Origin of the sequence: Campylobacter concisus, from assembly GCF_002912895.1 — a bacterium.
GTDB lineage: Bacteria > Campylobacterota > Campylobacteria > Campylobacterales > Campylobacteraceae > Campylobacter_A > Campylobacter_A concisus_G.
In genome coordinates, this window is the sequence record NZ_POZX01000020.1 from 1 (window position 1) to 23298 (window position 23298).

Genomic DNA, 23298 nt, shown 5'->3' on the forward strand with positions numbered 1-23298 from the left:
GCACAAACTCTTTGTTCTCAAGCTTGTATGAGTTGTCACATTTAGCTGCTAGATCGTTGTCATGAGTTACTAGAACAAGGGCAGCGTTATTTTCATTTATATAGTCAAACAAAACTTGCATCACTTCATTTGCTGTTTGCTTATCAAGGTTGCCTGTTGGCTCGTCTGCAAATATGATCTTTGGCTTTTTGGTAAGCACTCTAGCGATACTGACACGCTGCTGCTGGCCGCCGCTTAGCTCACCAACTTTTTGGTTAATAACGCTTGAAATTTTAAGCGCTTCAAGATCATTTTTTTCTATATTTTCGCCAGATAAGATGCTTGCAAGCTCGATATTTTCATAAGCACTAAAACCTTTAAAAAGATAGTGCGACTGAAAAATAATGCCAAAATGAAGCCTTCTAATGGCCAAAAGCTCGTTTTGAGAAAGCTCATAGATCGATCTATCTTGATAGATGACCTCGCCAAAATTTGGTTTTAAAAGTGTTGAAAGTATGTGTAAAAGCGTTGATTTGCCACAACCGCTAACGCCAGTTATCGCGATGCTTTGTTTTTGATTGAGGGTTAAATTTATATTGTTAAAGAGCGTATAATCATACGCAAAGCCTAGATTAGACGCTCTTAAAATTTCCATTAGCCTATTTGAGCAGCAACTTCTGCAGCAAAGTCATCTACTTTTTTCTCTAAGCCTTCGCCAAGCTCGAAACGAACGTATTTTACGATCTCGATCTTGCCGCCAAGCTCTTTGCTCTTCTCTTCGATAACTTGTTCGATAGTCTTTTTATCGTCCATTACATAAAACTGACCTAAAAGTGTAAGGCGTTGGTCAAGCACTGTGTTATCAGCGTAAAATCTCTCGATCTTGCCAGGGATGATCTTGTCCCAAATTTTCTCAGGTTTGCCCTCAGCTTTTAGCTCTTCTTCGATCGCTTTTGTAGCTTTTGCAAGCTCTGCCTCACCTATCTGGCAGCGGCTAGCATACTCAGGGATATGGTGAAGTGGCTTACCTAGGCGTTTTAGCTCTTCATTGTCTTTTTCAAGTTCAGCGCGAAGTGCGATAAATTCTTTCTCAACAAACTCTTTATCAAGGTCTTTGTAGCTTATAACGCTTGGCTTCATAGCAGCTGCGTGCATACATAAATTTCTTATAAATTCAGTTGCCTTGTTTGCAACTTCAGCACTTTCGCAAGCTGCACCGATAAGTACACCAACACGGCCATTTGAGTGAACATAGCCATTTACCACGCCTTTATCATCGGCGCTAATAGTCTCAAAGCGGCGAACTACAAGGTTTTCACCAATAGTTGCGATCTGAGTTTTGAAATATTCTTCAAATTTAACACCATTTAATGTGCTTGCATTTAACTCTTCAACTGTTTTTATGCCACTTGTTTGGACGTGAGCTGTTGTGTCTTTTGCAAGTACTTGAAACTGTGGGTTTCTAGCAACGAAGTCAGTCTCAGAGTTGATTTCGCTGATAGTTGCTTTTTTGCATTTTGAGCAAACTTCAACACTTACTAAGCCCTCGCTTGCAAGGCGGTCAGCCTTTTTAGCAGCTTGACCTAGGCCCTTTTCACGAAGTATATCAACAGCTTTTTCCACGTCGCCATTTGCTTCGCCAAGTGCCTTTTTGCAATCCATCATGCCAGCTCCGGTTGATTCGCGGAGCTCTTTTACCATTTGTGCAGTTATTTCCATTACTCTTCGTCCTCGCCAAAGTCTTCTTCGCTCATAGCCTCAGCTACAACTGCGTCTTTTTCATCTTGGCTTACTTCTTCGCCAGCAACTTGCTCGCCACCATCTTGCTCAAGAAGTGATTTGCCCTCGTTGATCGCCTCAGCCATCTCTTGGCAGAAAAGCTGAACAGAGCGGATCGCGTCGTCGTTTCCTGGGATAGGATAATCAACAACGTCAGGATCGCAGTTTGTATCGATCGGTGCTACAACTGGGATCTTTAAGCGGTTTGCCTCTTGAACAGCGATCTTTTCTTTAACTGTATCAACAACAAATATCATATCAGGTAGGCTTTTCATATTGCGGATACCACCAAGAGTTGCGATAAGCTTCTCTTTTTTGCGGCGAAGCATTAAAGCCTCTTTTTTAGTTAACAAATTTATCGAACCATCTTCTTCCATGGTTTCGATGACTTCTAGTTTGCGGATAGACTGGCGGATAGTACCAAAATTTGTCATCATACCACCTAACCAGCGGTGATTTACATAAGGCATTCCACATTTTTCAGCGTACTCTTTGATAGCATCGATAGCTTGTTTTTTAGTACCAACAAATAGCACTGACTTACCTTCAGCAGCTGCGTCACGAACAATGTTGTAAGTGTAGCGGAAGTAGCGAATAGTCTTTTGTAGATCTATAATATAGATACCTTTTCTCTCGCCAAAGATAAATTTTTTCATCTTTGGATTCCAGCGGCGTGTTTGGTGACCAAAATGTACGCCACACTCTAATAAATCTCTCATAGTTACCATGAGTTTCTCCTTGTTTTAGGCATTTTGCCTTGAATTTAGTTTTATCCTCCACGACCATTAATGCTTTCGCACAACCAAATTTAGGATTGTCGTGTGTGAAATAAAGGGGGATTATACTTAAAGTAATATGAATTTAAACTAAAGTTTATTTACTTAACTGTGAGTCTTCTTCGATTTTTATTAACTTAGCAAAAATTTCTGCCATTGCTTGCCTTTGTTCGGATGAAATTTCAAGCTTCTTAACATTTAAAAGAATGCTTACAAACTCCTCGTTTTGTAGTGTTTCTACGCCAAATTTTCTTGCGTTTGTAGTAATTTTTAGCACAAGAGGATTTTTTGATTTAAAGTTTTCGTAAGGCATTCTTTCTCTACTTTTAAGATTACAAAGCAATTATAAAAAATTTATGATAAATTCGGACTCAAATTTATATCAAACTTTTATTCTTTTATCTCAAAACTAAGTGTCGTTTTTAACGTCTCTTTATCACACTTCGCAGCATCTGGATAAGGTCTTTCATAAATAACTTCAAATACCCAAAATCCTGGTCTTAGAGCTAATACTTCAGTGATGCCTTGCTCATCTGTCATACCGTAAAATGCGTGCTTATGGTCTAAAAATCCAGCAAAAGTACCAGTTAGCTTAGCTCGCTCTAGCGGCTTTCCATCAGCAAAAACCTGCAATTTAAAAGGCTTATCTACTCTAAATTCTGCTGGGTTTTGTAGCGGTACGATCTCAATTTTAACTCCAACAGGTTTAGTTACGAAGCCATCTATTTCACCTAAATTTAAGACTCTTTTAGATGTTATCGTCATCAGCCGGTAAATCTGTATATCGCTTAGATCCTTTAGATCAAGCTTAGTTTTGTCTATTAGCCACTTGCCATCACTACGTTTTTTAAGCGAATACATAGGATTTTGCTGTGCTAGTAAGATATATGTACCTTTGTCTAATCTTTCGCCCTCATAGCGGTAGTTCTCGCCACTTTGTGTAAGCTTCTTTTTGCTACCATCTTTACTTATTACAGTAATTGGCGCAAAAAGATGGATGCGTTCGGCCATAATAGGCGCTAGCTTTGGAAAATCGTCGCTATAACCCATGTTTGCGATAAATTTTCCTAGCTTTTCATCATTAGTTCCATCTACCCAAAACATATGTGCTTGCACCATACAAAAGGCTCCCGTTAACATAATGGCGGTCAAAATTCTACCTATTTTCATGATTTTCCTTGTTGTTCTTTTTGAGATTTGATGTCAAATTGTAGCTAAAAATTATTATATTTAGCCATTTTTTAGATCGAATTAAATATCAAAACGTTCAATACAATTTAGCGGGCAAATTTTAACAGGCAAGCAATGAAGCTAAAAATTTACTTTTATTTTTTACTGTTTACCGATGTGGCTCTATTCATCACAAATCCGCAAAAACGCCCAGTCCTACTCTGTTTGCGGTATGAGAATAATTCATCTCTCTCAAAAGTGCAACGAGGATCTAGCGATATTTGCTCTACCCCGAGCTTAGCAAATTCGTCCAATAAAGCTGCGTTTATATCAAATTTTCCATCTTTTTTGTATCGGTTAAATTCACCAAGATATAGCTTGCCTACTTCGTAGTTTTGCACTTTGATATTTGCGCCTATAAACACACGTAAATTACTAGCGCGGCAACCAAACTCGCTCATCATCAGCCCTACCGCATTTGTGCAAATTTTACTAGTAACACCTGCACGCCCTGCGTGCACAGCTGCGACTACACCAAGATGTTCATCTATTATCAAAACAGGTGCGCAGTCTGCAACTAAGACGCAAAGCGCTACGTCTTTTAATGATGTTATCACACCATCGCATGGAGGTAGAGTATCGTTAAAATCTTGCAAAATTTCCACTCTATTTGAGTGGATTTGGCTCATAAATTTTAAATTAACAGGCATAATGCCAAGCGCCGTTGCTAAAATTTCACGATTTTGTGAGACCTTTAGCGGATCATCGCCAACATGATCTGCTAAATTTAAGCTCTCAAAAGCACCCTCACTCACACCGCCAAATCTATTTGTAAAGCCAGCTAATACGCCATTTTTATCAAAGACGATCTCTAAATTTTCACGCATTTTATCCACCTAGTAAAGGCTAGAAATTCGCTCAACATCGTCCCAGCTAAGGCCACTATCTTGCTTACAAAAAAGCTGCCTAGCTACGTATCGAGCCAAAAGATCGCTTTCGATATTTACGCGCCTGCCGACCTTGAAAGTGCCAAAAAGACTATCTCTAAAAGTGATTGGTATGATTGTAAGCCTTATACCCTTTGGCAAAATTTCATTTATGGTTAGACTCACGCCCTCAACACCCACCGAGCCTTTATTTGACATTAAACTCATAGCTTCGCGCGGCAAGTCGATGTAAAAATCAACCCCGTTCTCATTCTTTTTGATATTTGAAATTTTACCGATAAAATCGATATGTCCTTGCATCAAATGCCCATCTATTCGGTCTCCTAGCTTCATCGCTGGCTCGATATGCACTCTTTCTTTTAAATTTTCAACCGCGATATTTGCCCTACTCTCTGCGCTTAGCTCCAAGCTAAAGCCATCTTCATGTAGTTTTATTACGCTCAGGCAAGCACCATTTACAGCAATGCTATCGCCTAAATTTGGACGAAGATTTGCCTTTAGCCTTAAAATATTTTGTGAATAACTAACAACCTGTGCTATCTCACGGATCAAGCCATTAAACATATTTTGCCTTTAAAATTTTTAAGGATTTTACTAAATTTTGCCTAAATTTGGGCATTACCATTTTTGATTGTTTTATATATTTAAGTAGATAGTGGTAGAAATGGCGGTGGAATTTTGGCAATCGCACCAAGAATGCTAATAAAAATTTATTGTGTAACCCTAGTATAAAATTTCTCTATAAATTTTAATTTTTATCTTTTATGAATTTAGCAGTCTTAACTCGTTTGTAAAATTAGCCACGTCTTGCTAAAATCGCGTGCTAATAAAAGATCATCCCTTTTTATCCACAGATAAATTCTGCCCTCTCCGTCCCAGTCCATGTCGCCATCATCATCGCTATCTATCTGTAAAAGTAGTTGCCACTGGGCAGAATTTTTCTCAAATTCCGCTATTCTTGGGTGGTGATAAGCGCTACCATCACCACAGCTAAGCCCATTTGTAACTAGCTCACACTCTAGCTCCATGCCATCTTGGATATTATCGGAGTGCCCAAGGAGCTTATTTTCTTTAGCCTGCCAGCTTGGCTCAATAACCTCATGATAGGCCTCCCACTCAGCCTCACTAATTTTACTAAATGGTACAATCGAGCTTTGTAAATTTGGCAAATTTATCTCATTTTCAAAGCTGAGCAAGCGTGCATTAAATGTAGAATTTTCTCCCTCTAAGCTCTCCGCTCTCCTACGAGAAAGTGGACCATGATTTACATCAGAAAAGATCACTGCAAAGCCGTTTTTATCGGCAGGATCATAGCCCCAAACACGTAAATTTCTATCATAAAAAAGATAGAGCATTCCGCTTTTTGGCAGTAGTGAGTCAATGTCAAATTTGCTAGCTTCAGCAAAATTTATCTGTGCTACTAAACTTAAAGCGCCATTTTCATTTAACGGCCATGCTAAACTATCTGGCAGATCTGGCGAGCCGCCAAATTTAGACGCTCCAACGGCGATATCATCGTCATTTTTAGCTTGCGTATCTATCCTTATGGCATTTCTTGCTAGTGGCGATAAAAGTTTAAAAAGTTCATCCAGCCCACGCTCTTTACAACCTTTAGAAATTTTTGCAATATCCATATTTTCCTCTTTAACAAGCATCAACGTATATATGATACTTCTTACAATGCAAACAACGAAACAAATATCCAGCAATATCGCCAGCTTTAACAAGATATTCGCGTAGCATTTTATCGTCATATTCGGCCCTTTTTGCGTAGTCCTCAAAGACCTCGTCTGCTATACCCATTTCTTCAAGCTCTCTTGTACCAACGTCACCTAAAAATTCGCAATAATCATCACAACAAGCTATCCAATGCTCGCCCTGCCAGCTCTCGTAGCCCGGGGTTCTTCTAAAGAGTTCGTCATCCTTTTTAGCATCACTTGTATTTAGTTTGTCAGCATCTTGCACAAATGTAGCATCAAATTTCTTAGCAGCCTTACCACTAGAAATACAAGTAGGACAAAGATACGAAATATCTTGCTCGCAATAAATGCTACCGCTATAATAAACTTCAGTATCTTTGCCACAACACTCGCACACTATGTTCATATCATCTTTAAATGCACCGGTTCTTAAAGGATTAGGATGGTAGATAAATTTTGGTAACGTGATGGCTTTGTCTTTTTGAGCTAAAATTTGACCTCTACTTTTTGGGCGAGGTAGTGCCCATCTATCATTTTCGTCAATGAATTGCACTAGATAGCCAAGTGTCTTTAGCTGTTTTTTATCACTTTTGTCATGTATTTTTAAAAGTAAGTCGTAAGCACTCTTTCTCATAGATAAAAGCTGATAAACATCGACTAAAACATACTTTGCACAAATATCGTCACAATTTTCCAACTCTTCTTTAAACTGATAGAGTGCCTCAATACTAGAAGCATTGCCATTATTTTTATAATATTCTTTTGAAAGAGTGATATATTTTTCTTGAAATTTATTCATTAATATTCTTTATGCGGATTTGACATTAACAATTTTAGTGTTTAAATCTTAAAGATAAAAAAGCTAGCGTAAAAATTATGGCAGTTAAAGCGATTAAATTTATATTGATTTTAAATATTTTTAGTATTTTTAGTAGATGGTGCCACAAACAAATTTAATAAATATTTTTATAAAATTGTTGTGACTATAAATTTATTCTTCAAATGCTCCGATAGAGAGAATTTTTTCTATTCTTTTTGCTACAAGATCTTTTATATCAAGCTTTTCAAGCTCAGCTAATTCTGAGATAAAATAATTTGCAAGTGCTTTTGCAGCACCATCTTTATCTCTATGAGCTCCATTTATTGGCTCATCTATAACAGCATCAATCAGTGATAGACTTTTTAAATCATCAGCTGTTATTTTCATAGATTTTGTAGCTTGTTCTTGTTTAGCTGGGTCATTCCAAAGTATTGCTGCACAGCCTTCTGGCGAAATAACCGAAAACACAGAATTTTTCATCATGGCAAGTCTATCAGCCACACCAATAGCTAAAGCGCCGCCACTTCCACCTTCGCCGATAACAACAGCAATTATTGGAGTTTTTAAATTTGTAAACTCAAATAAATTTCTAGCTATGGCTTCACTTTGTCCTCGCTCTTCAGCTCCAACACCTGGATATGCGCCTGGAGTGTCTATGAGAAATAAAATGGGTAGATTAAATTTCTCAGCCATTTTTGCAACTCTAAGAGCCTTGCGATAACCCTCAGGATGAGGCATGCCAAAATTTCTTCTTAATTTATTTTTAGTGCCACGGCCCTTTTGTTCGCCTATAACGACAGTCTTTTTGCCTCCGATATAGCCGATGTAGCAAACTATTGCTGGATCATCTCTAAATGCCCTATCTCCATGAATCTCATATCCATCAATTAAAAGCGCATTAATATAATCAATAGAATATGGTCTATCTGGATGACGAGCAAGTTGTAAACGTTGATATTCGTTTAAATTTTTATATACTTTTGATATCTCTTTGGATAAATTCTTATTTAAAATTTCAACAGCATGTTCATCGCCTCTGATTCTAGCATTTGCTATATCTTCATCAATCTGTTTTATGCTTTTTTCAAAATCTAAATAATTTGACATCTTAATCCAACTTTTTAAATATCACGACGCCGTTTGTTCCACCAAAGCCAAATGAGTTGCTCATAACAGCTTTTATATCAGCTTTTCTGGCTTTATTTGGAACGTAGTCTAGATCGCAATCTGGATCAGGTGTTTCATAGTTTATTGTTGGAGGAATAATGCCATCTCTCATTGCCATTATAGATATAACAGCCTCTATCGCACCAGCACCACCTAGACAGTGTCCAGTTTGACCTTTTGTTGAGCTAACTGGTGGACATTTATCACCAAAAACTGCTTTTAACGCCGCAGTCTCATTCTTATCATTTACAGGCGTTGAAGTACCGTGCGCATTTACATAATCTATCTTTATACCTTTTGCCATTTCTAAAGCCTGCTTCATTGCACTTAGTGGACCTTCGAGTGTTGGTGATGTGATATGATGAGCATCACCACTTTCACCAAATCCAACTACTTCAGCGTAAATTTTAGCACCTCTTGCAATAGCTGACTCATACTCTTCAAGCACAAGTGCACCAGCTCCTTCACCCATTACAAAACCATCGCGATTTGCATCAAATGGCCTTGATGCCTTACTTGGTTCATCATTTCTAGTTGAGAGAGCTTTCATTGCTGCAAAGCCGCCTATACCTACACCACAAATAGTAGACTCAGCACCGATAACTAGCATATTTGTAGCTTGACCAATCATAATGCATTTTGCAGCTTGCGATATCGCATGAGTGCTTGCTGCACATGCCGTTACGCTAGACAAATTTGGACCCTTAAGTCCGTGATTTATAGAAACTATACCACCTAACATATTTACAAGTGCCGATGGAATAAAAAATGGTGAAATTCTCTTTACGCCTTTTTCAAAGTATGTGATTGAATTTTTCTCAATATTTGGCAAACCACCTATACCAGCTGCTGAGCTAACGCCAAATTTATGAGCGTCAAACTCCTTAAAATTTGCATCAGCCATAGCTTCATTAGATGCTTTTATGCCAAGCTGTATGAAACGATCTACTTTTTTCACCTCTTTGCCGTCTAAAATGCTATTTGGATCAAAATCAGTTATTTCGGCAGCAATTTTAACAGGAAAGTCACTTACATCAAAGCTTGTGATCTCTTTCACACCTGTTTTACCCTCGCAAATAGCCTTAAAAGAACTCTCTTTGTCAAGACCAAGTGCGTTTATCATGCCTATACCAGTTACAACGACTCGTTTCAATACATCTCCTTAAATCAAACTGTGCAAATTTAAATTATTTGCCTAGTTTTTCTATATAATTTACAACGTCTTGAATGCTTATTAATTTCTCTGCTTCGCTATCAGGAATTTCTACTTCAAATTTCTCTTCTAAAGCCATAACTAGCTCTACAACGTCAAGTGAATCAGCGCCTAAATCCTCAATGATTTTAGACTCTAGTTTTACTGCTTGTGGATCTACACTTAGTTGCTCTACAACTACGTCTCTTACGTCTTCAAATACTGCCATTTTAAGGTCTCCTTATAAAAAATGTCTGTTATCTTATAATATTTACGCTTTTATTTATTTTAAATTTCAAAACTTGTCTGAAATTTACCTACATGTAAAGTCCGCCATTTATTTTAAGCGTCTCGCCAGTTACGTAGCTTGCGTGATCACTTAGTAAAAACGCCACTGACTCAGCTACTTCACTAGCACTGCCGAAACGTTTTAACGGGATGTTATCGCTATAAGTTTTTTTCACCTCATCACTTAGTCCATGCGTCATATCAGTCTCAATAAAACCAGGAGTTACACTATTAAAGCGGATATTTCTGCTTGCACCCTCTTTTGCAAAGCTCTTGCTCATGGCGATTAGTCCACCTTTGCTAGCTGAATAATTAACCTGTCCTGCATTTCCCATCTCACCAACGATAGATGCGACATTTACGACCGCTCCAAAGCGCTTTTTGCTCATCACTTTCAAAGCCTCTCTACATCCTATGAAAGCTGAAGTTAAATTTGCATTTATCACATCTGTAAATTCGCTAGTTTTCATGCGAAGCGCTAGCTTATCGTTTGTGATGCCAGCGTTATTTACAAGGTAGCTTAGCTCGCCGTCGCTATCGACTATCAAATTTATACCTTTTATAAACTCATCTTCGTCAGTTGCGTCAAATTTTATCACTGCAGCCTTGCCACCATTTTGCTCGATCTCAGCCTGCAAAGCGTCTGCTATCTCAGGCTTTGAGCGGTAATTTATCCACACTTTTAAGCCCATATTTGCAAGCGTCTTTGCGATCTGTGCGCCGATACCTCTACTTGCACCTGTTATTAGCACGTTTTTTCCGCTAAATTTCATAAATTCTCCTTATTTTTCTAATTTTTTAATGATTGTAGCTTATATAAGCTTAACGTCTAAATTTTATCGTTTCTTTCCCACCTTATCTTTTTGCCAAAACCAAGGACATTACTCGTAAATTTTAGTTTTTCAAGATTTATACACCAAATTTTTGGATCCATAGCTTTTGCATAAAAAAATCTTTTGAAATAAATTTCTATTTCGTTTTCTCTAGCTTCGCTCATCACTCCTTGAAACTGTACGCCCTCTATCTTGCCAACGATCTTTGTATCAAGAGCGACCGTGCCAGCAACAAACTTTGAGTTTTTTAAAAATTTGATATGCGAGCTCTCATCAGAGCTAGCTAACAAAAGGCTAAAATTTAGCTCATCAAAGGCGTAAAACGCGCTAAAAGCGTAAGGCTGCCCATCATCATCAATGGCGCAAACGCTTGCAAGATGCATCTTTTTAAAAAATTTAACTATCCTCTCATCCATCTAAATTCCCCTAAAAATATCAAGAATGGTTTGAAATTTAAAGATGACTATGGCGATTATCAGCACCCAAAGCGTAAAAATAATGAGCTCTATTAAAGTAAATTTATCTTTTGCAACCTTTTTAAAAGCAAGCATCGTTAAAAATGCTCCTAAAAAGCCACCAATTAGCGAAAAATAGTGGATCGCATTTACTTTTACAAAGTTTGGTAAAAGCCCTTTAAAAAATAGTGAAAACATAAAAATGGCAAGTAAATTTGCAAGTATTAAGTAGTAACCAACGACCGGTAAAACTGGGTAGAGCCTAGCAAAGCCAAAGCTTAAAACAGTGATAAGCATAAGCAAAAAGATCCTAGTCCCAAAACAACACATCGCCCGTCCTTTTTTGACGCATTTTACAAAATTTTGCTTTATGAAATTAAAATTTTGCCGATTTAGCCTCAAAAGGATTTAAAATGCAAACAAATTTTTACTCTCAAGGAAGCTACAACAACATGAGCTTTTCGATGAAAACTAGCTCAGGCGATGAGATAAGCTTTTCGATGTATGACAACAAAAGTTTGGAATTTTCCAGCCATAAAAATGCCACTTCAAGCCAAAGAAGTCTTACTCTAAAGCACGAATACGGCTATGAGTTTTTATATAAAGGAAACGGCATAGACGAGCAAGATATGAAAGAGATCGAAGAGGCGATGAAGCAAATTCGCCCACAAGTTGATGAATTTATGAAAAACGTCAAAGAGGGCGACAAGATCGCTGGTAGTAGCCAAAGCATAAGTGATCTTTCAAACAAGATCAAGCAGATGCTACCTGACGCAAAAGATCTAAATCATAAAAATTTCATAAATGATAATATGCTAAAGATGTTTGACGAGCTTCTAGCTAAAAATGATGCAAATAAAAATCTGCTAAGTGCCACAAAAAGGCTATTTGATACTTTGCTTGATGAGAGCAACAAGCTATCTTACTACGCTTAAATTTAGAGCCTTTTGGCTCTAAATTTTTATAAGCGCCTCTCTCTCAAAAAAGAGGTGCGATAAGACTATCACAAAATAAAGCTGAAAAAATAATCCAACAAGCGGCACAAGCGATATTAGATAAAACAAAAATGTAAAAGCTACAAATTTTATCCCGCCACCCTCAAGCAGCGCTAGCTCAAATTTCTCACTATCAAGCGTATTTGAGCCAACGTCTATTAGTAAAAGTTTATAGTAGATGTAAAAAAATGGCACGTTTATGATGAAGAAATTTAAGATCGGCACAAACAAAAGTGGCAGGCAAACAAGCAAGATCCCAAGAAATTTCATGATCTCAACCATCATCACCTTTAGCACTCTAGCCGTAGCAGTCTCGCTTTTAAGCATGTAGTTGTAGTGCCTTTTGTTGATCTCTTTGGCCACAACTGGAGTTAAAAAGCCGGCTACGATTAGGGCGATTATTATGCTAATAATTATCGTTAAAAAGGTGCTTAAAACGTAAAAAAGTATGCTTATAATCCATTTTGTAGCGCTAAAGTTTAAAATTTTAACAGCATATGAAGAAAGTGTTGAGTTTGTATCAATAAAGGCATAATTGCCACTTCTTGCTCCTTCGCTTAAAACATCAAATATCTCACCACCTCCCCAAATCGTAAGCCAAGCAAGGCTAGCAATACTAAGAAAAAGCGGCAAAATAGATAGCGTGATAAATTTGGCTGTAAAAAAGTCCTTAAAGCCAAGGCGTAGAAGGTTTATCATCTTACCTTTTTGTACTCGTGCTCAAGTGCAGCATAAATTTCATCTATCGTGCTAACGCCATTTGACAAAATTTCGCTCATCACTTCGTTGTCTTCGCGTCCGTTCCAGTTTTTCTTGTAGCTTCCCTCTTTGTAGCCATTATTTTGACGGAAGCGATTTAGTATGTTTTTAGCAATGTAGCACTCATAAAGTGAGTATAAATTTACGCCACATTTTAAAGACATAGAGAAGTAAATTTTTAAAATATCAAATATATCGTAGTCAAACCCGCTGCACTCATGTATAAGCATCTCAACGTCATTCATTATCTCGTAAATACTCTCGTCTTCGATACTTAATGGCTCTTTACAAAAGTCACTAAATCCACTTGCTTGGCAGATGTCATCAGCTAAAGCTTCTATGCCACCAAGTTGTTTTGATTTATAAATTTGCAAAGCCAGGCTCATAATAAAGTGCCAAATATCGACAACTTCTATGCGTAAATTTTGCTCATCAGTCTTAGCATCGATGCTCTTCCAATGCTTCCACGCAAAACTATCTATGAGCTCAGCACACTCCATATATATGCAGCGTTTCCAGCTGATTAATTTATTTTTATTAGTATAACCATTTTCCCAGCCAAGCCCATTTGTCTCGTCATTTAGGCTCTGCTGCATCTTTAACATCTCTAAAATAATCGTTCTTTCATTCATTTTAGACCCTTTTAAATTTTAAAGGATTATAACAAAAAAATATTAAATGCCACGAGGCAAGCTTGACTTAAATCATTTTATGTATAAAATTTAGGAGCTAAAATAGGCAAAAATTTCAAAGGAGAAAAAATGAGAGAAAAAGATCTAGTGGTTTGCAATGTTTGCGGACTAAAAAGCAGCGATGATACAAATGCGGTTTTTATCCACGCTCATAAAAATGGTGAAGAAGTTGATATCTGCACCAGTTGTGTTCCAAGCGTAATCCATGGCTCAGGTATGGTCGTAAAATCAAACGAAGAGATAAAGGCTGAAATTTAAATTTTTGCTATCATTTGAGGATCTTGTCTTACAAGGTCTTCAAATTCTTCTGCACTCATAGGACGAGATAAGAAAAGTCCTTGTACTTCATTACAATCAAGCTCTTTTAAGAAACGAACATCTTCTTCTTTTTCTATGCCTTTTGCGCCAACTTTTATCTTCATTGCCTTTGCTAAATCAATAATTGCAGATACGATTTGTGCATCTATTTTGCTATTTGATGCTTGAGCAACAAATTCACTTGCTATTTTTATACGCCTAACACCGTATTTTCTAATATAAATAAATGAAGTATATCCAGAGCCAAAATTATCTATGCAAACATCTATATTATTTTCTTTAAGAATAGAAAAAATTTTATCAAGCGTCTTAGTATTATTTGTCCATATTTCTTCGCCAAATTCTATTTCAAAAAGCCCTGGATTTATATGATGCGAGCGTAAGCTAGAAATAAAATCTAAAACAAATTTTTCTGATTTACTTTGAATCTGTGCAACATTTATACTTATTTTTGGTATCAAGAGTTTTTCTTTTTGCCATCTATCTACATACTCTATGGTCTTTGAAACCAAAAGCGAGCAAATATCGTTTAAAATATCGCTATTTACATTGACCTCTTTCATAAATTTGCTTGCTTCCATCAAGCCAAATTTTTCTGATTTCCAATATAAAAAAACCTCCGCGTAGATCATTTTTTCGATTTTTAGATCAAATATTGGTTGAAAATATACATGAAGGTCTTCTTGCAAATTAGCTTTTTTAAGAGCAATCTCGATACTTGAGTTTAGGTGCATTTCATTGCTAATTTTATCGCTATAAACCATAGGATTTAAAGCTGGATTTTTCTTGGCGTAATACATTGCCATATCTGCATTTTTTATAATATTTCTTGGATTTGATGAGCTATTTTTTGTTGCTACGTCTATGCCTATTATACACTTAAGCCCAAAGTGATATCTATCTATTTGAATTGGCTTTTCAATAGCATCTTTTAAGGCAATACCAAGATTTAAGCGTTTTGTATGACTATTTATCTCCATTTTTGCTAATACGATAAATTCGTCCGCACTAATCCTTGCTATGGCCTCTTGTCTATTGCAAACCTCAAGTATCCTTTTTGCAACTAATTTTAAAATTCTATCGCCTATTTCGTGCCCGTAAGATGTATTGATGCTTTTAAAACGGCTTAAATTTATATAATAAACTGCGATCTCCTCATCTTCAGAGATGCTTTTACACATTCTTTCAAGCTCATTTACTATAAAATTTCTATTGCCAAGATCTGTTAGATAGTCTTTCTCGGATATATCTTGAAGCCTTAAATTTGCGAGCATAAGTTCATTAGTCCGCTCATGCATCGACTTTTCCATCTCTCTATGAAGATTTCTCTCATAATCTAATATTTTTCTGCTTGCAATAGAGCTTTTAACATAGTAATTAACAATAGCATTTACAACTAAAACAAAAAGTGAGATGAGCGCACTAAAAGATGTTAGATCTTCTTGTAATAGCAAAGGTAAAACTATTATTATTGGTAGCCATTTTGATCCTATCGAGATATCTTTATCGGTATTTGTAACATATTCGTTTTTAGCTTTTAAATGAAAAGCTCCTATCATCAAGAAGAAGAAAGGAACGATATATAAAAAATCTATTTTATGGCCAAAATTTACATTTGAGATCTGACTATAGAAAATAAATAAATTTAGCATCGTAAATAAAATGCTAGCTGATATAAGGTAAAAGCCGCTAATTTTTATATGAAGCAAACTGCTTGTAAAAATCTCACTTAAAGTAATAAAAAGTATAAGAAAATTTATGGCCACAATAGATAGAAAAACGATATTTGATCTATTATTTATCATCGATAAGATATCTACTTCATCAAAAATACCATATATTAAAATTACTATTAAAAAAAAGACACTTATGCTATCCATAATGATGGCTAGTTTCTCTTGACTGGCTGCAAATTTTGAATACAAAAATATACTAACGCCAGCTAAAATAGATATCATCGGCAACATAAAAAACACATCAAGATACGCATAAGAACTATGAGCCCGCAATAGTACATCTTGATTTAACACCATTAATGCATCGCAAATAGACCATAAAAAAACACCAAAACATATTGCAAGCCAATGCGTTATTTTGGTTTTTACTTTATCCATTGAAGTATAAATACCAAAAGTTATCACAAAGAAACCAAGCAAAATAGATATTTTTCCAATTAGATTATAGTCTAGCAAAGATGCTAATAGTGCAAATACAAATAGTGCTACAACTGCAACTGAGATCCATTTTCGCATACCAGTTATAGATGATTTTGATATTAAAAAAATAGTGTCCCTCTCCTAAGAAATAGTCCAAATTATACAAAAATTGACTTTGCTTTTGGTTATAATTTCACAAAAAAATTTAAAATTCACAAAGGTATCTTATGAAGTGCAATATCGTCATAAATGGACAAAATTTAATAGATTATAAATCTTTTATCTTATTTTTCTCAAAGGCAGCAAGAAAGCAGTATTTTATAAACACATTTATGATATTTACCGAAGCCATCATAGCTGGTTTCGTTGCTGATATGCTATTAAAAAGTAAAATTTTTACTGTCATCGGAGCTGTTTTTGCTATATTTTGGATCATTTTTTATCCTATTTTTTTAAAAAGAAGTCGCATAGCTGCATTAAAGAGAATTGAAATTTCAGATGTTCAAAAGCAAATGAATTTTGAAGTAAATGAAGAATTTCTAGCTTACTACGAAAACAAGCCCAAAGAAAATGAAAAATTTGACCTAAATGAAGTTAGTGAAATTTATGAGCTAAAAAATATCTTTATCATTTTTTTAGAAGAAAAAATTCATCTAATAATCCCAAAAGATGAAGTTAGCTCAAAAATGATAAATGAGCTAGCCAAACTTTGCCATAAAGACATTTTGAAATTTGAAAATTTTAGCGCAAAGAGTGTACTTAAATAGCGCTTATTATAAGCTTTTCAAAATCCTCTGCACTCATTGGCTTGCCCCAAAGATACCCTTGCACCTCATCGCATCCAAGCTCTCTTAAAATTTCAAGCTGGGTTTCATCTTCGACGCCTTCAGCGATAGTCTTTAGCTCCACATTTTTAGCCAAAGCTATAACGCTTTTTACTACGTCTTTATCTATATCATTTTTAGCAATATTATCTATCAGCTCTTTAGCGATCTTTAGGCGACTCATAGGATATTTTTTGATGTAATTCATCGATGAAAAACCGGTACCAAAATCATCTATGGATATGCAAATTCCTCTATTTGAAAGCTCAGATAACGCACTTTGCATCATCTCTTCGGCATTGACAAGGCTGGCCTCAGTGATCTCAACATCTACACAAGATGGATCGATGCCGTATCTATCTATATAACTTAAAAATTTAGACGCAAAATTTATATTATCAATCTGTTTTGGCGAGATATTTATGCCTATTTTTAGGTTTGTATTATATTTTTCATTCCAAAAGGCCATTTGTTTTATAGCATTTTTTGCCACCCATTTTCCTATCGCATTGATAATAGAGCTTTGTTCAGCTATTGGGATAAATTTTGATTGATCTACCGGACCTTTTATAGGAGAGTTCCACCTAACAAGAGCCTCTGCTCCTACTATTTTTTTACCTTCTATTAGATACTGGGGCTGAAATTTTAGCTCAAATTCTTCATCAAAGCTTATGCTATTTAGCAATATTTCTATATAGTTTCTATCCTGAATAATGCTTTTTATATCACTATAAAAAACGTACTTTTCAGATGCATCTTTCTTTGCTGCTTCTAGTGCTGCTTCTGATTGCATGATAAAATCATCAGCCAAAATTTCACTGGTTTGTGTCGAGCTAATCCCTATTTTCGCATCAAGTACAATTTTATAATCATCTATAACGATTAGCTCTGAAATAGCTTTTAGTAGATAATGCAAAAATTCTCTGCAATGTACATTTTCATTTTGCTTGACAACAACGATGAAGTCATCTCCACCAGATCTTGCAAATAAGGAATCGTTTGGTGGCAATATTGACTCAATGTTTAAAGCAAACTTTGCTATTACATCATCACCGATATAGTGCCCGTACGAGTCATTTATCGCTTTAAAATGGTTTATATCGATACTATAAATATCTATCTTTTCGCCAAGTGCCTTTGACTTTATCATCTCTTCAAGCCTTGCGATAAAATACTGGCGATTTAGAGCGTTTGTTAAATAATCATATTTGCTGATCCTTTGTAGGTGCCTATTTGTCTCTTCAAGCTCTTTTACTTTACTTTCTATCTGATTATTTAATACTTTTTTGATATGTATTTCACGTTTAATTAAAATATCCATCTTTCTAACATTAGAAAATGTATAAGATAATGCCCCGTATGCAAGCAAAGTAACTAAAATAGAAAATAACCATGTCAAATTTATCTTCCAAGAGTACAAGATCATAATCGTCAAAAATACGGCGAAAACAAATAGCTTTTGTATTAAAATTTTATCAAAATCGTTTCTGAGTGCCCTAAATTTTAGATTTGCCTCACCCTCTCTTAAATGAAGCGCAGCAACAAACAACATAAAAAATGAACTCTTAAATACAATGTCGTATCCAGAAAAGGATATTTCATCTATCCAAAAATCCATTGTAGTGGTAAAAATGTCATAAGTGCTTATTACAATAAGCGCTATCAAGCATAAAAGTATAGATAGTCTTCTTTTTGAAAATTTAAGTGAAAAAAACGCAGTAAATGAAGTACAAAACATAAATAAATCTATAGCGATGTAACTTAGATTAAAAAAATCTTTTTGGCTTAAACCTTGAGTTAAATTTCTATTAAAAATCATAAACCACATAAAGCTAAAATATATTGCGGAAATAGAAACTGAGTCTACAAATACTTGCATTAAAAATAAATTTTTCAAATTTTTGATCAAAATGTAAAAAGCAGAAAATGCAAACATAAAATATGAAACTACGTATGAGATTTGTATAAAATTGACTTTAGAGAGAAATTGTTTAAGAAAATCAACCTTATCATATAGCATCCACATAGTGTCTGATGCTACCCAGCAAGTAAGGCCTAGTAATATATATATCCAATATGTTTTTAAATTTCTTGTCTCTTTTAGCTTTAAAAAGATAAATAATGTGATCATAAAATCAAATAGAGCAGTAATTATGTCTTCATAAAAACCACTAGCAATAAAACAACTAACAACATATACACAAAAAAGTATCAACATAAATAAAAAAGATACTTGATTTTCGTTACTTATTTTACTTATCATGTTCTGTCTTTATCTATCTTTCTCTGCCTTTTTGGCTAAACTTTGCCATCTTTGCCACTCGCCACTTTCATCGACGTCGTTGCCGATAGCTTCGTATCTAGCGTAAAAATGCTCAACAAATTTCTTGCACTCTTCATCTTTTGGTAGATAGCTTAGTTCATCTTTTTGGCAAAATTTCTCTAAAAATGTGCTCGCATCATCTTTTTTAGCGTATGTTTGCGCTAGATCGTAGTAGTTCTCTAAGCAAATTTCTTTAAATTTAGCGTAGGCTTGCTCGCTCATATCCACGCTTAGTTTGCCATCAAATTTAAGCACTCCAGCCCTAAAAAGCAGGCTAAGGTGTATAAGCCCCTCGCAGTAATACGCCCTCACCTCATCGACCTTTCGCCACGCGATAAGCCCAACTGCACGGGCGATTAGCTCGTGAAAGACGGCCATTTTATACTCCGCCTCTTCGTGTAAAAAGAAATTTACTAGCCCACCAGTTGTCGCCTTATACTCTTCTATAAATTTAAAGACGCCACTTTTATTCATCATCATCTCGGTATCAAGCCCGATAAAGAGGATGTGTCCGAACTCATGACCGATCGTTGAAATTTCATAGACTTTTTTCCAAATTTTTGGCTTTAGAAATAAAATTTCTCTACCAAAGTCCAAAAACTCTTTGCTAAAAATTTCAGCCCCAAGCTTCATAAAAGGTTTTGCCTTTGCGCCTTCATAGACGTGATTTACAAAGGCAAAAATTTTCTTGCCGCATTTTGCGCTCACACTCTCATCATTTGGCACGACTTGAGCACTAAAAAGCCCATTTAGCTCGGCACCATAATAGATCATCGGCACGCTTATATAAAGCTGCGTTCTAGCGATATTTTCGCTAACCGCCTTGTTTGTTTCAGCATTATCAAATTTGATCTTTTCGCAAACGCTTTCGTAAGTTTTTGTCACTTTTTCTTTAAATTTAAACTCGTCAATGCCCTCGCTATCCACCAGCCTGATGTCCCACTCAAGTGCGACTGCGTGCGTGTAGGCATCCTCGTAGTATTCTAGCGGATGGCCTGGCTGAAGCGCGCCTTTTACCTCCATCCACGCTATCTCAGCCTCTTGCCAAGCGTTTATCACTTTAGCATTGTCCTCTTCGCAAAAGGCATTTTGCAGCTTTTCAAGGTATTTTACGTAGGATTTTTGCTCGTCATTTTTGGCTAAATTTCTTAAAATTTCAAGATTTTTAACAAAAACACTTTTAAGCTCTCTAACCTCATCTTTAAAAGCGAGTGCATAAGGTAAAAAGCTAAATTTCTCGCCCTCTTTTACTACCGCACCATACGTTCTATCAGCTCTTACGCCATTAGCATCACATTGAAACAAAGCATGCTTGGTGATAAACTCATTTGCCATACCAAGATCACTAAATTTAGCTTCAAACTCTTTATTTGTAGTGTCGATAATGCGATCCTGCCATGAAATTTGCCACGCATTTAGACTAAGCCCTAGCTCGTGCATAGCCTCTACAAAAGCTTGATAAAACGGGTCTAAAATTTGCTCATCACGTGCCTTTTTTATAAGCTTTGAGTGGAGATCTTCATATAAATTTCTAACGTAGCCGTAGATCAAATTTAGCACGCGCTTTTGCTCGTCCTCGCCTAAATTTAGCTTTTTTAGCTCATTTTGAAGCGGATCTACTTTAAGATCTACTATCCTTCTTGCAAGGGCTAGTTTTTGGCTTGGTGTGCCAGCAAGACCACAAATTTTAACAGCCTCGTTTATAATATCATCATCTAAATTTTTATAAATAGCATTTAACTTGTTTTTTTGCTCTTTTGTAAGTTCGTTTAATCTTTTAAAATCATTCATATTTTTATCCCCTGAAGTTGCAGGATTTTAGCATAAAGCCATTAAAATTTGCTACAATCAACCAAAAATTTTAACATCTAAAAGGCAAAAAATGGATATTTTAAAAGATTTTGGTGAGCCACGTATAAAACAAGTCATGCTACCAAAAGATACAAACTCGGCTGGAAATATATTTGGCGGCTGGATAATGAGTCAGATCGACCTTGCAGGTGCACAAGCTGCAAGAGAAATTTCTCCTGAACGCGTTGTGACGATTTCTATGAAAGAGATCATTTTCAAGCAACCTGTCTTTGTTGGCGATGTACTAAGCTGCTACGCTAAAATCATCTCTGTTGGTAAAACCTCGATAACAACGCAAATAGAAGTAACCGCTCTTAGGCTAAATCTGGGCGGATATAGAGAAACTATACACGTTACTAGCGCTACCGCAACTTACGTAAGCGTAACAAAAGATGGGCTTAAAAAGCCAATCGATGAGAAGCTAAAACAACTTCATGGATTTTAAAAATTTGGTTGCGATTTATGCAACCAAATTAAAAAATTAATACTACTTTTAAAAATTATTGAAATTCTTAAACTAAAAGCAATATTTTTCAACTTCTTTAAATGCTTTGTGAAGTAAAATCAGGCTCTATACATTTTTTGGGAGAAAAATGAAAAAATCACGTCTAGGTCTTTTGCAAACACAAATCACAAAGATCCTAACTCAAAATGAGCTTGATAAATTTGAGTATAAAGAGCTACCAAAAACAAGCATAATCTACACCGAAGAGATCAAGATCATCATCTTAAAAAGTGGCTGTGCAAAGCTCTCATTTTTTGAAGATGGAGAGGAATTTATCCTTTATCATTTAGAAGCGAGCAACATCGCCGTGCTTGATGATAATTGCGCTTTTGAAATACTTGAAGATGCTGAAATTTATGCTATAAATTTAAACAAAATAGGTGAAATTTTATCAAATTCAAATATCGCAGATGAGATTTTAAAAGCTGTGCTAAATGCAGTGATCGTGCAACGCCAAATCATAAAATCCATACTTTTTGAAGATGCAAAAGGCAGGATTGCAAATTTTTTGATCGAGCTTGCAAAGGAGCAGGATCTAAAGCAAAATGGATATCACTACATATTTTTGCCATTTTCTCTAAAGGTGCTCTCAAGCTTTGTGGGGCTCAAACGCCAAAGTGCTTCAACTGCTTTTAATGAGCTTATAAAAGATGACATCATAAGAAAGATCACACCACACGAGTTTTTAATAATTGATTATGAAAAACTTGAAAGTTACACAAACTAAAAATCAAAAATTTTTATAATAGCTAGCAAAGAGTAGTCTTGGAGGATTAGTCTTTGCCAAGAAGCAAAGACTAAAAATTTTTAAGCTTTTTTCTTCATATCAAATTTATTCGCCATAAAGCCAACTAAACCAACAAAGAAAAGTCCGCCGCAAATATTACCAAGTGTAACTGGAACTAAGTTTTTACCGATGAAATTTCCCCAGTTTAAAACTTCTAGTTTTTCAGCCGTAATTCCATGTCCTAAAGCTGCAGCTGCAGTAGCGATATCTCCGCCGTTTGCTGCTATATAGTGAGCTTTTGAGATGATGGCTTCAGTGATTATGAACATATTCGCCACGCAGTGCTCCATAGAGCAAGCTACAAATGCGCCGATCATCCACATAATAGCAAAGAATTTACCAGATAGATTGCTCTCACTTGTCGCAGTCCAAATAGACATACAAACAAAGACATTACAAAAAATTCCGCGGATAAATAGCTCATGAAATGGCGCTGTGATCTTACCAATACCAGCTGGTATAAAGTGCTGCAAGATGTAGCCATCATACTTTAGTGGCAAGCCTGAGTAGTAGTACATATACGCAATCAATGCACCACCAACGAAGTTAAATATCCAAACGATAGCCCAGTATCCGATAGTCTTACCTAGTTTTAGCTTTCCTTCATATGCGCTAACGCCGCTTAAAACAGAGCTTGTAAAAAGATGTCCGCCATAAAAGACAACCATCATAAGACCACAGCTAAATGTGATACCGCCGATAAAATTTGAAAGACCAATAGACTGATTTTCAGCCATACCAACTGTCGAGTGAGCCCAAAAAATATCACCCATAGCAATAGCAGCACCAGCCATGATAGCAAGGAAGATAATACTAGTAAGCGGCATATGAGCCTTATGCTCCATAGAGCTTGAGACCGCTTGAGCGGTTTCTGCCGGATTTAACATCACATTCTCCTTTTTATTTTCAATCTCGCAAATGAGCCAAACTCATCTTTGCGACCAAAGTTTAACACTTTGCAAAATCACTAAAGTCAAACCAC

General features: G+C 35.9%; 26 protein-coding genes. 5 read left to right on the forward strand and 21 right to left on the reverse strand.

The genetic code is table 11. The features are described 5' to 3' along the window. The 15 genes from CYP51_RS01570 to CYP51_RS01640 form a co-directional block, all read right to left on the reverse strand. The coding region (locus CYP51_RS01570) for an ABC transporter ATP-binding protein (protein ID WP_103624107.1) at nt 1-634 on the reverse strand (634 nt) is incomplete at its 3' end. Beyond that, nucleotides 634-1698 carry a translation elongation factor Ts gene (tsf, locus tag CYP51_RS01575; protein WP_103624108.1) on the reverse strand — a complete coding sequence of 355 codons (1065 nt, stop codon included), beginning with the start codon at nt 1696-1698 and terminating at the stop codon, nt 634-636. The genes CYP51_RS01570 and tsf, both read right to left, overlap by 1 nt. Then, nucleotides 1698-2486, reverse strand: a complete 789-nt coding sequence (rpsB, locus tag CYP51_RS01580; protein ID WP_084109563.1) for a 30S ribosomal protein S2 — start codon at nt 2484-2486, stop codon at nt 1698-1700. Before rpsB ends, tsf begins: the two co-directional genes overlap by 1 nt. A 145-nt stretch (nt 2487-2631) precedes the next feature. Next, nucleotides 2632-2847, reverse strand: a complete 216-nt coding sequence (locus tag CYP51_RS01585; protein WP_021091731.1) for an acetyltransferase — start codon at nt 2845-2847, stop codon at nt 2632-2634. A 77-nt stretch (nt 2848-2924) separates the two neighbouring features. Further along, entirely contained in the window at nt 2925-3704 is a 780-nt protein-coding gene (locus CYP51_RS01590) for a DUF4198 domain-containing protein (RefSeq protein ID WP_103624109.1), read from the reverse strand. 155 nt (nt 3705-3859) lie between these two features. After that, nucleotides 3860-4591: a peptidoglycan editing factor PgeF gene (pgeF, locus tag CYP51_RS01595; protein WP_103624110.1), complete on the reverse strand. Its 732-nt coding sequence runs from the start codon at nt 4589-4591 to the stop codon at nt 3860-3862. A gap of 9 nt (nt 4592-4600) precedes the next feature. After that, the gene (locus CYP51_RS01600) at nt 4601-5215 is read right to left on the reverse strand and encodes a riboflavin synthase (protein ID WP_103624111.1); all 615 of its coding nucleotides are present in this window, start codon (nt 5213-5215) and stop codon (nt 4601-4603) included. A gap of 215 nt (nt 5216-5430) precedes the next feature. Further along, nucleotides 5431-6285 (reverse strand): YwqG family protein, encoded by an 855-nt coding sequence (locus CYP51_RS01605; protein WP_103624112.1) that lies wholly within the window; start codon nt 6283-6285, stop codon nt 5431-5433. Nucleotides 6286-6295: 10 nt separating this feature from the next. Then, nucleotides 6296-7150 carry a CbrC family protein gene (locus tag CYP51_RS01610; protein WP_103624113.1) on the reverse strand — a complete coding sequence of 285 codons (855 nt, stop codon included), beginning with the start codon at nt 7148-7150 and terminating at the stop codon, nt 6296-6298. A gap of 192 nt (nt 7151-7342) precedes the next feature. After that, nucleotides 7343-8278, reverse strand: coding sequence for an acetyl-CoA carboxylase carboxyl transferase subunit alpha (gene accA / locus CYP51_RS01615; protein WP_103624114.1), 936 nt, complete (start codon nt 8276-8278; stop codon nt 7343-7345). A gap of 1 nt (nt 8279) precedes the next feature. After that, on the reverse strand, nt 8280-9491 hold the full coding sequence (locus CYP51_RS01620) for a beta-ketoacyl-ACP synthase II (protein WP_103624115.1): 1212 nt from the start codon (nt 9489-9491) through the stop codon (nt 8280-8282). Nucleotides 9492-9525: 34 nt separating this feature from the next. Continuing rightward, nucleotides 9526-9759, reverse strand: a complete 234-nt coding sequence (acpP, locus tag CYP51_RS01625) for an acyl carrier protein (protein ID WP_021091725.1) — start codon at nt 9757-9759, stop codon at nt 9526-9528. 88 nt (nt 9760-9847) lie between these two features. Next, on the reverse strand, nt 9848-10591 hold the full coding sequence (gene fabG, locus CYP51_RS01630) for a 3-oxoacyl-ACP reductase FabG (RefSeq protein WP_084041940.1): 744 nt from the start codon (nt 10589-10591) through the stop codon (nt 9848-9850). 56 nt (nt 10592-10647) lie between these two features. After that, nucleotides 10648-11067 (reverse strand): hypothetical protein, encoded by a 420-nt coding sequence (locus CYP51_RS01635; RefSeq protein ID WP_103624116.1) that lies wholly within the window; start codon nt 11065-11067, stop codon nt 10648-10650. Then, nucleotides 11068-11436 carry an L-arabinose ABC transporter gene (locus CYP51_RS01640; protein WP_258032761.1) on the reverse strand — a complete coding sequence of 123 codons (369 nt, stop codon included), beginning with the start codon at nt 11434-11436 and terminating at the stop codon, nt 11068-11070. Nucleotides 11437-11519: 83 nt separating this feature from the next. On the opposite strand from CYP51_RS01640, the gene CYP51_RS01645 reads away from it, so the two are divergent. Then, on the forward strand, nt 11520-12041 hold the full coding sequence (locus CYP51_RS01645; protein ID WP_103624117.1) for an ATP/GTP-binding protein: 522 nt from the start codon (nt 11520-11522) through the stop codon (nt 12039-12041). A gap of 18 nt (nt 12042-12059) precedes the next feature. Here CYP51_RS01645 and CYP51_RS01650 read toward each other — a convergent pair whose 3' ends face one another. Both CYP51_RS01650 and dut read right to left on the reverse strand, forming a co-directional pair. Then, nucleotides 12060-12800, reverse strand: coding sequence for an EI24 domain-containing protein (locus tag CYP51_RS01650; RefSeq protein ID WP_103624118.1), 741 nt, complete (start codon nt 12798-12800; stop codon nt 12060-12062). Next, nucleotides 12797-13492, reverse strand: a complete 696-nt coding sequence (dut, locus tag CYP51_RS01655; protein WP_103624119.1) for a dUTPase — start codon at nt 13490-13492, stop codon at nt 12797-12799. The genes CYP51_RS01650 and dut overlap by 4 nt, the downstream gene beginning before the upstream one ends. A 129-nt stretch (nt 13493-13621) precedes the next feature. On the opposite strand from dut, the gene CYP51_RS01660 reads away from it, so the two are divergent. Continuing rightward, nucleotides 13622-13810 (forward strand): hypothetical protein, encoded by a 189-nt coding sequence (locus CYP51_RS01660; protein WP_021091806.1) that lies wholly within the window; start codon nt 13622-13624, stop codon nt 13808-13810. On the opposite strand, the gene CYP51_RS01665 is transcribed toward CYP51_RS01660, so the two are convergent. Continuing rightward, nucleotides 13807-16011 carry an EAL domain-containing protein gene (locus CYP51_RS01665; protein ID WP_258032762.1) on the reverse strand — a complete coding sequence of 735 codons (2205 nt, stop codon included), beginning with the start codon at nt 16009-16011 and terminating at the stop codon, nt 13807-13809. The genes CYP51_RS01660 and CYP51_RS01665 overlap by 4 nt on opposite strands. A gap of 242 nt (nt 16012-16253) precedes the next feature. On the opposite strand from CYP51_RS01665, the gene CYP51_RS01670 reads away from it, so the two are divergent. Beyond that, the gene (locus tag CYP51_RS01670) at nt 16254-16793 is read left to right on the forward strand and encodes a hypothetical protein (protein WP_103624121.1); all 540 of its coding nucleotides are present in this window, start codon (nt 16254-16256) and stop codon (nt 16791-16793) included. Here CYP51_RS01670 and CYP51_RS01675 read toward each other — a convergent pair. Then, on the reverse strand, nt 16786-18588 hold the full coding sequence (locus CYP51_RS01675) for a putative bifunctional diguanylate cyclase/phosphodiesterase (RefSeq protein WP_258032763.1): 1803 nt from the start codon (nt 18586-18588) through the stop codon (nt 16786-16788). The genes CYP51_RS01670 and CYP51_RS01675 overlap by 8 nt on opposite strands. A gap of 534 nt (nt 18589-19122) precedes the next feature. Beyond that, a complete protein-coding gene (ciaB, locus tag CYP51_RS01680; RefSeq protein WP_103624123.1) occupies nt 19123-20964 on the reverse strand; it encodes an invasion protein CiaB in 1842 nt (613 codons plus the stop codon). A gap of 91 nt (nt 20965-21055) precedes the next feature. Here ciaB and CYP51_RS01685 point away from each other — a divergent pair, with 91 nt between their 5' ends. Together CYP51_RS01685 and CYP51_RS01690 are read left to right on the forward strand one after the other, a co-directional pair. Beyond that, nucleotides 21056-21469 carry an acyl-CoA thioesterase gene (locus tag CYP51_RS01685; RefSeq protein WP_103624124.1) on the forward strand — a complete coding sequence of 138 codons (414 nt, stop codon included), beginning with the start codon at nt 21056-21058 and terminating at the stop codon, nt 21467-21469. Nucleotides 21470-21617: 148 nt separating this feature from the next. Then, nucleotides 21618-22256, forward strand: a complete 639-nt coding sequence (locus CYP51_RS01690) for a Crp/Fnr family transcriptional regulator (RefSeq protein WP_103624125.1) — start codon at nt 21618-21620, stop codon at nt 22254-22256. An 80-nt stretch (nt 22257-22336) separates the two neighbouring features. On the opposite strand, the gene CYP51_RS01695 is transcribed toward CYP51_RS01690, so the two are convergent. Further along, the gene (locus CYP51_RS01695; RefSeq protein ID WP_087586109.1) at nt 22337-23203 is read right to left on the reverse strand and encodes a formate/nitrite transporter family protein; all 867 of its coding nucleotides are present in this window, start codon (nt 23201-23203) and stop codon (nt 22337-22339) included. Nucleotides 23204-23298: the final 95 nt, after the last annotated feature.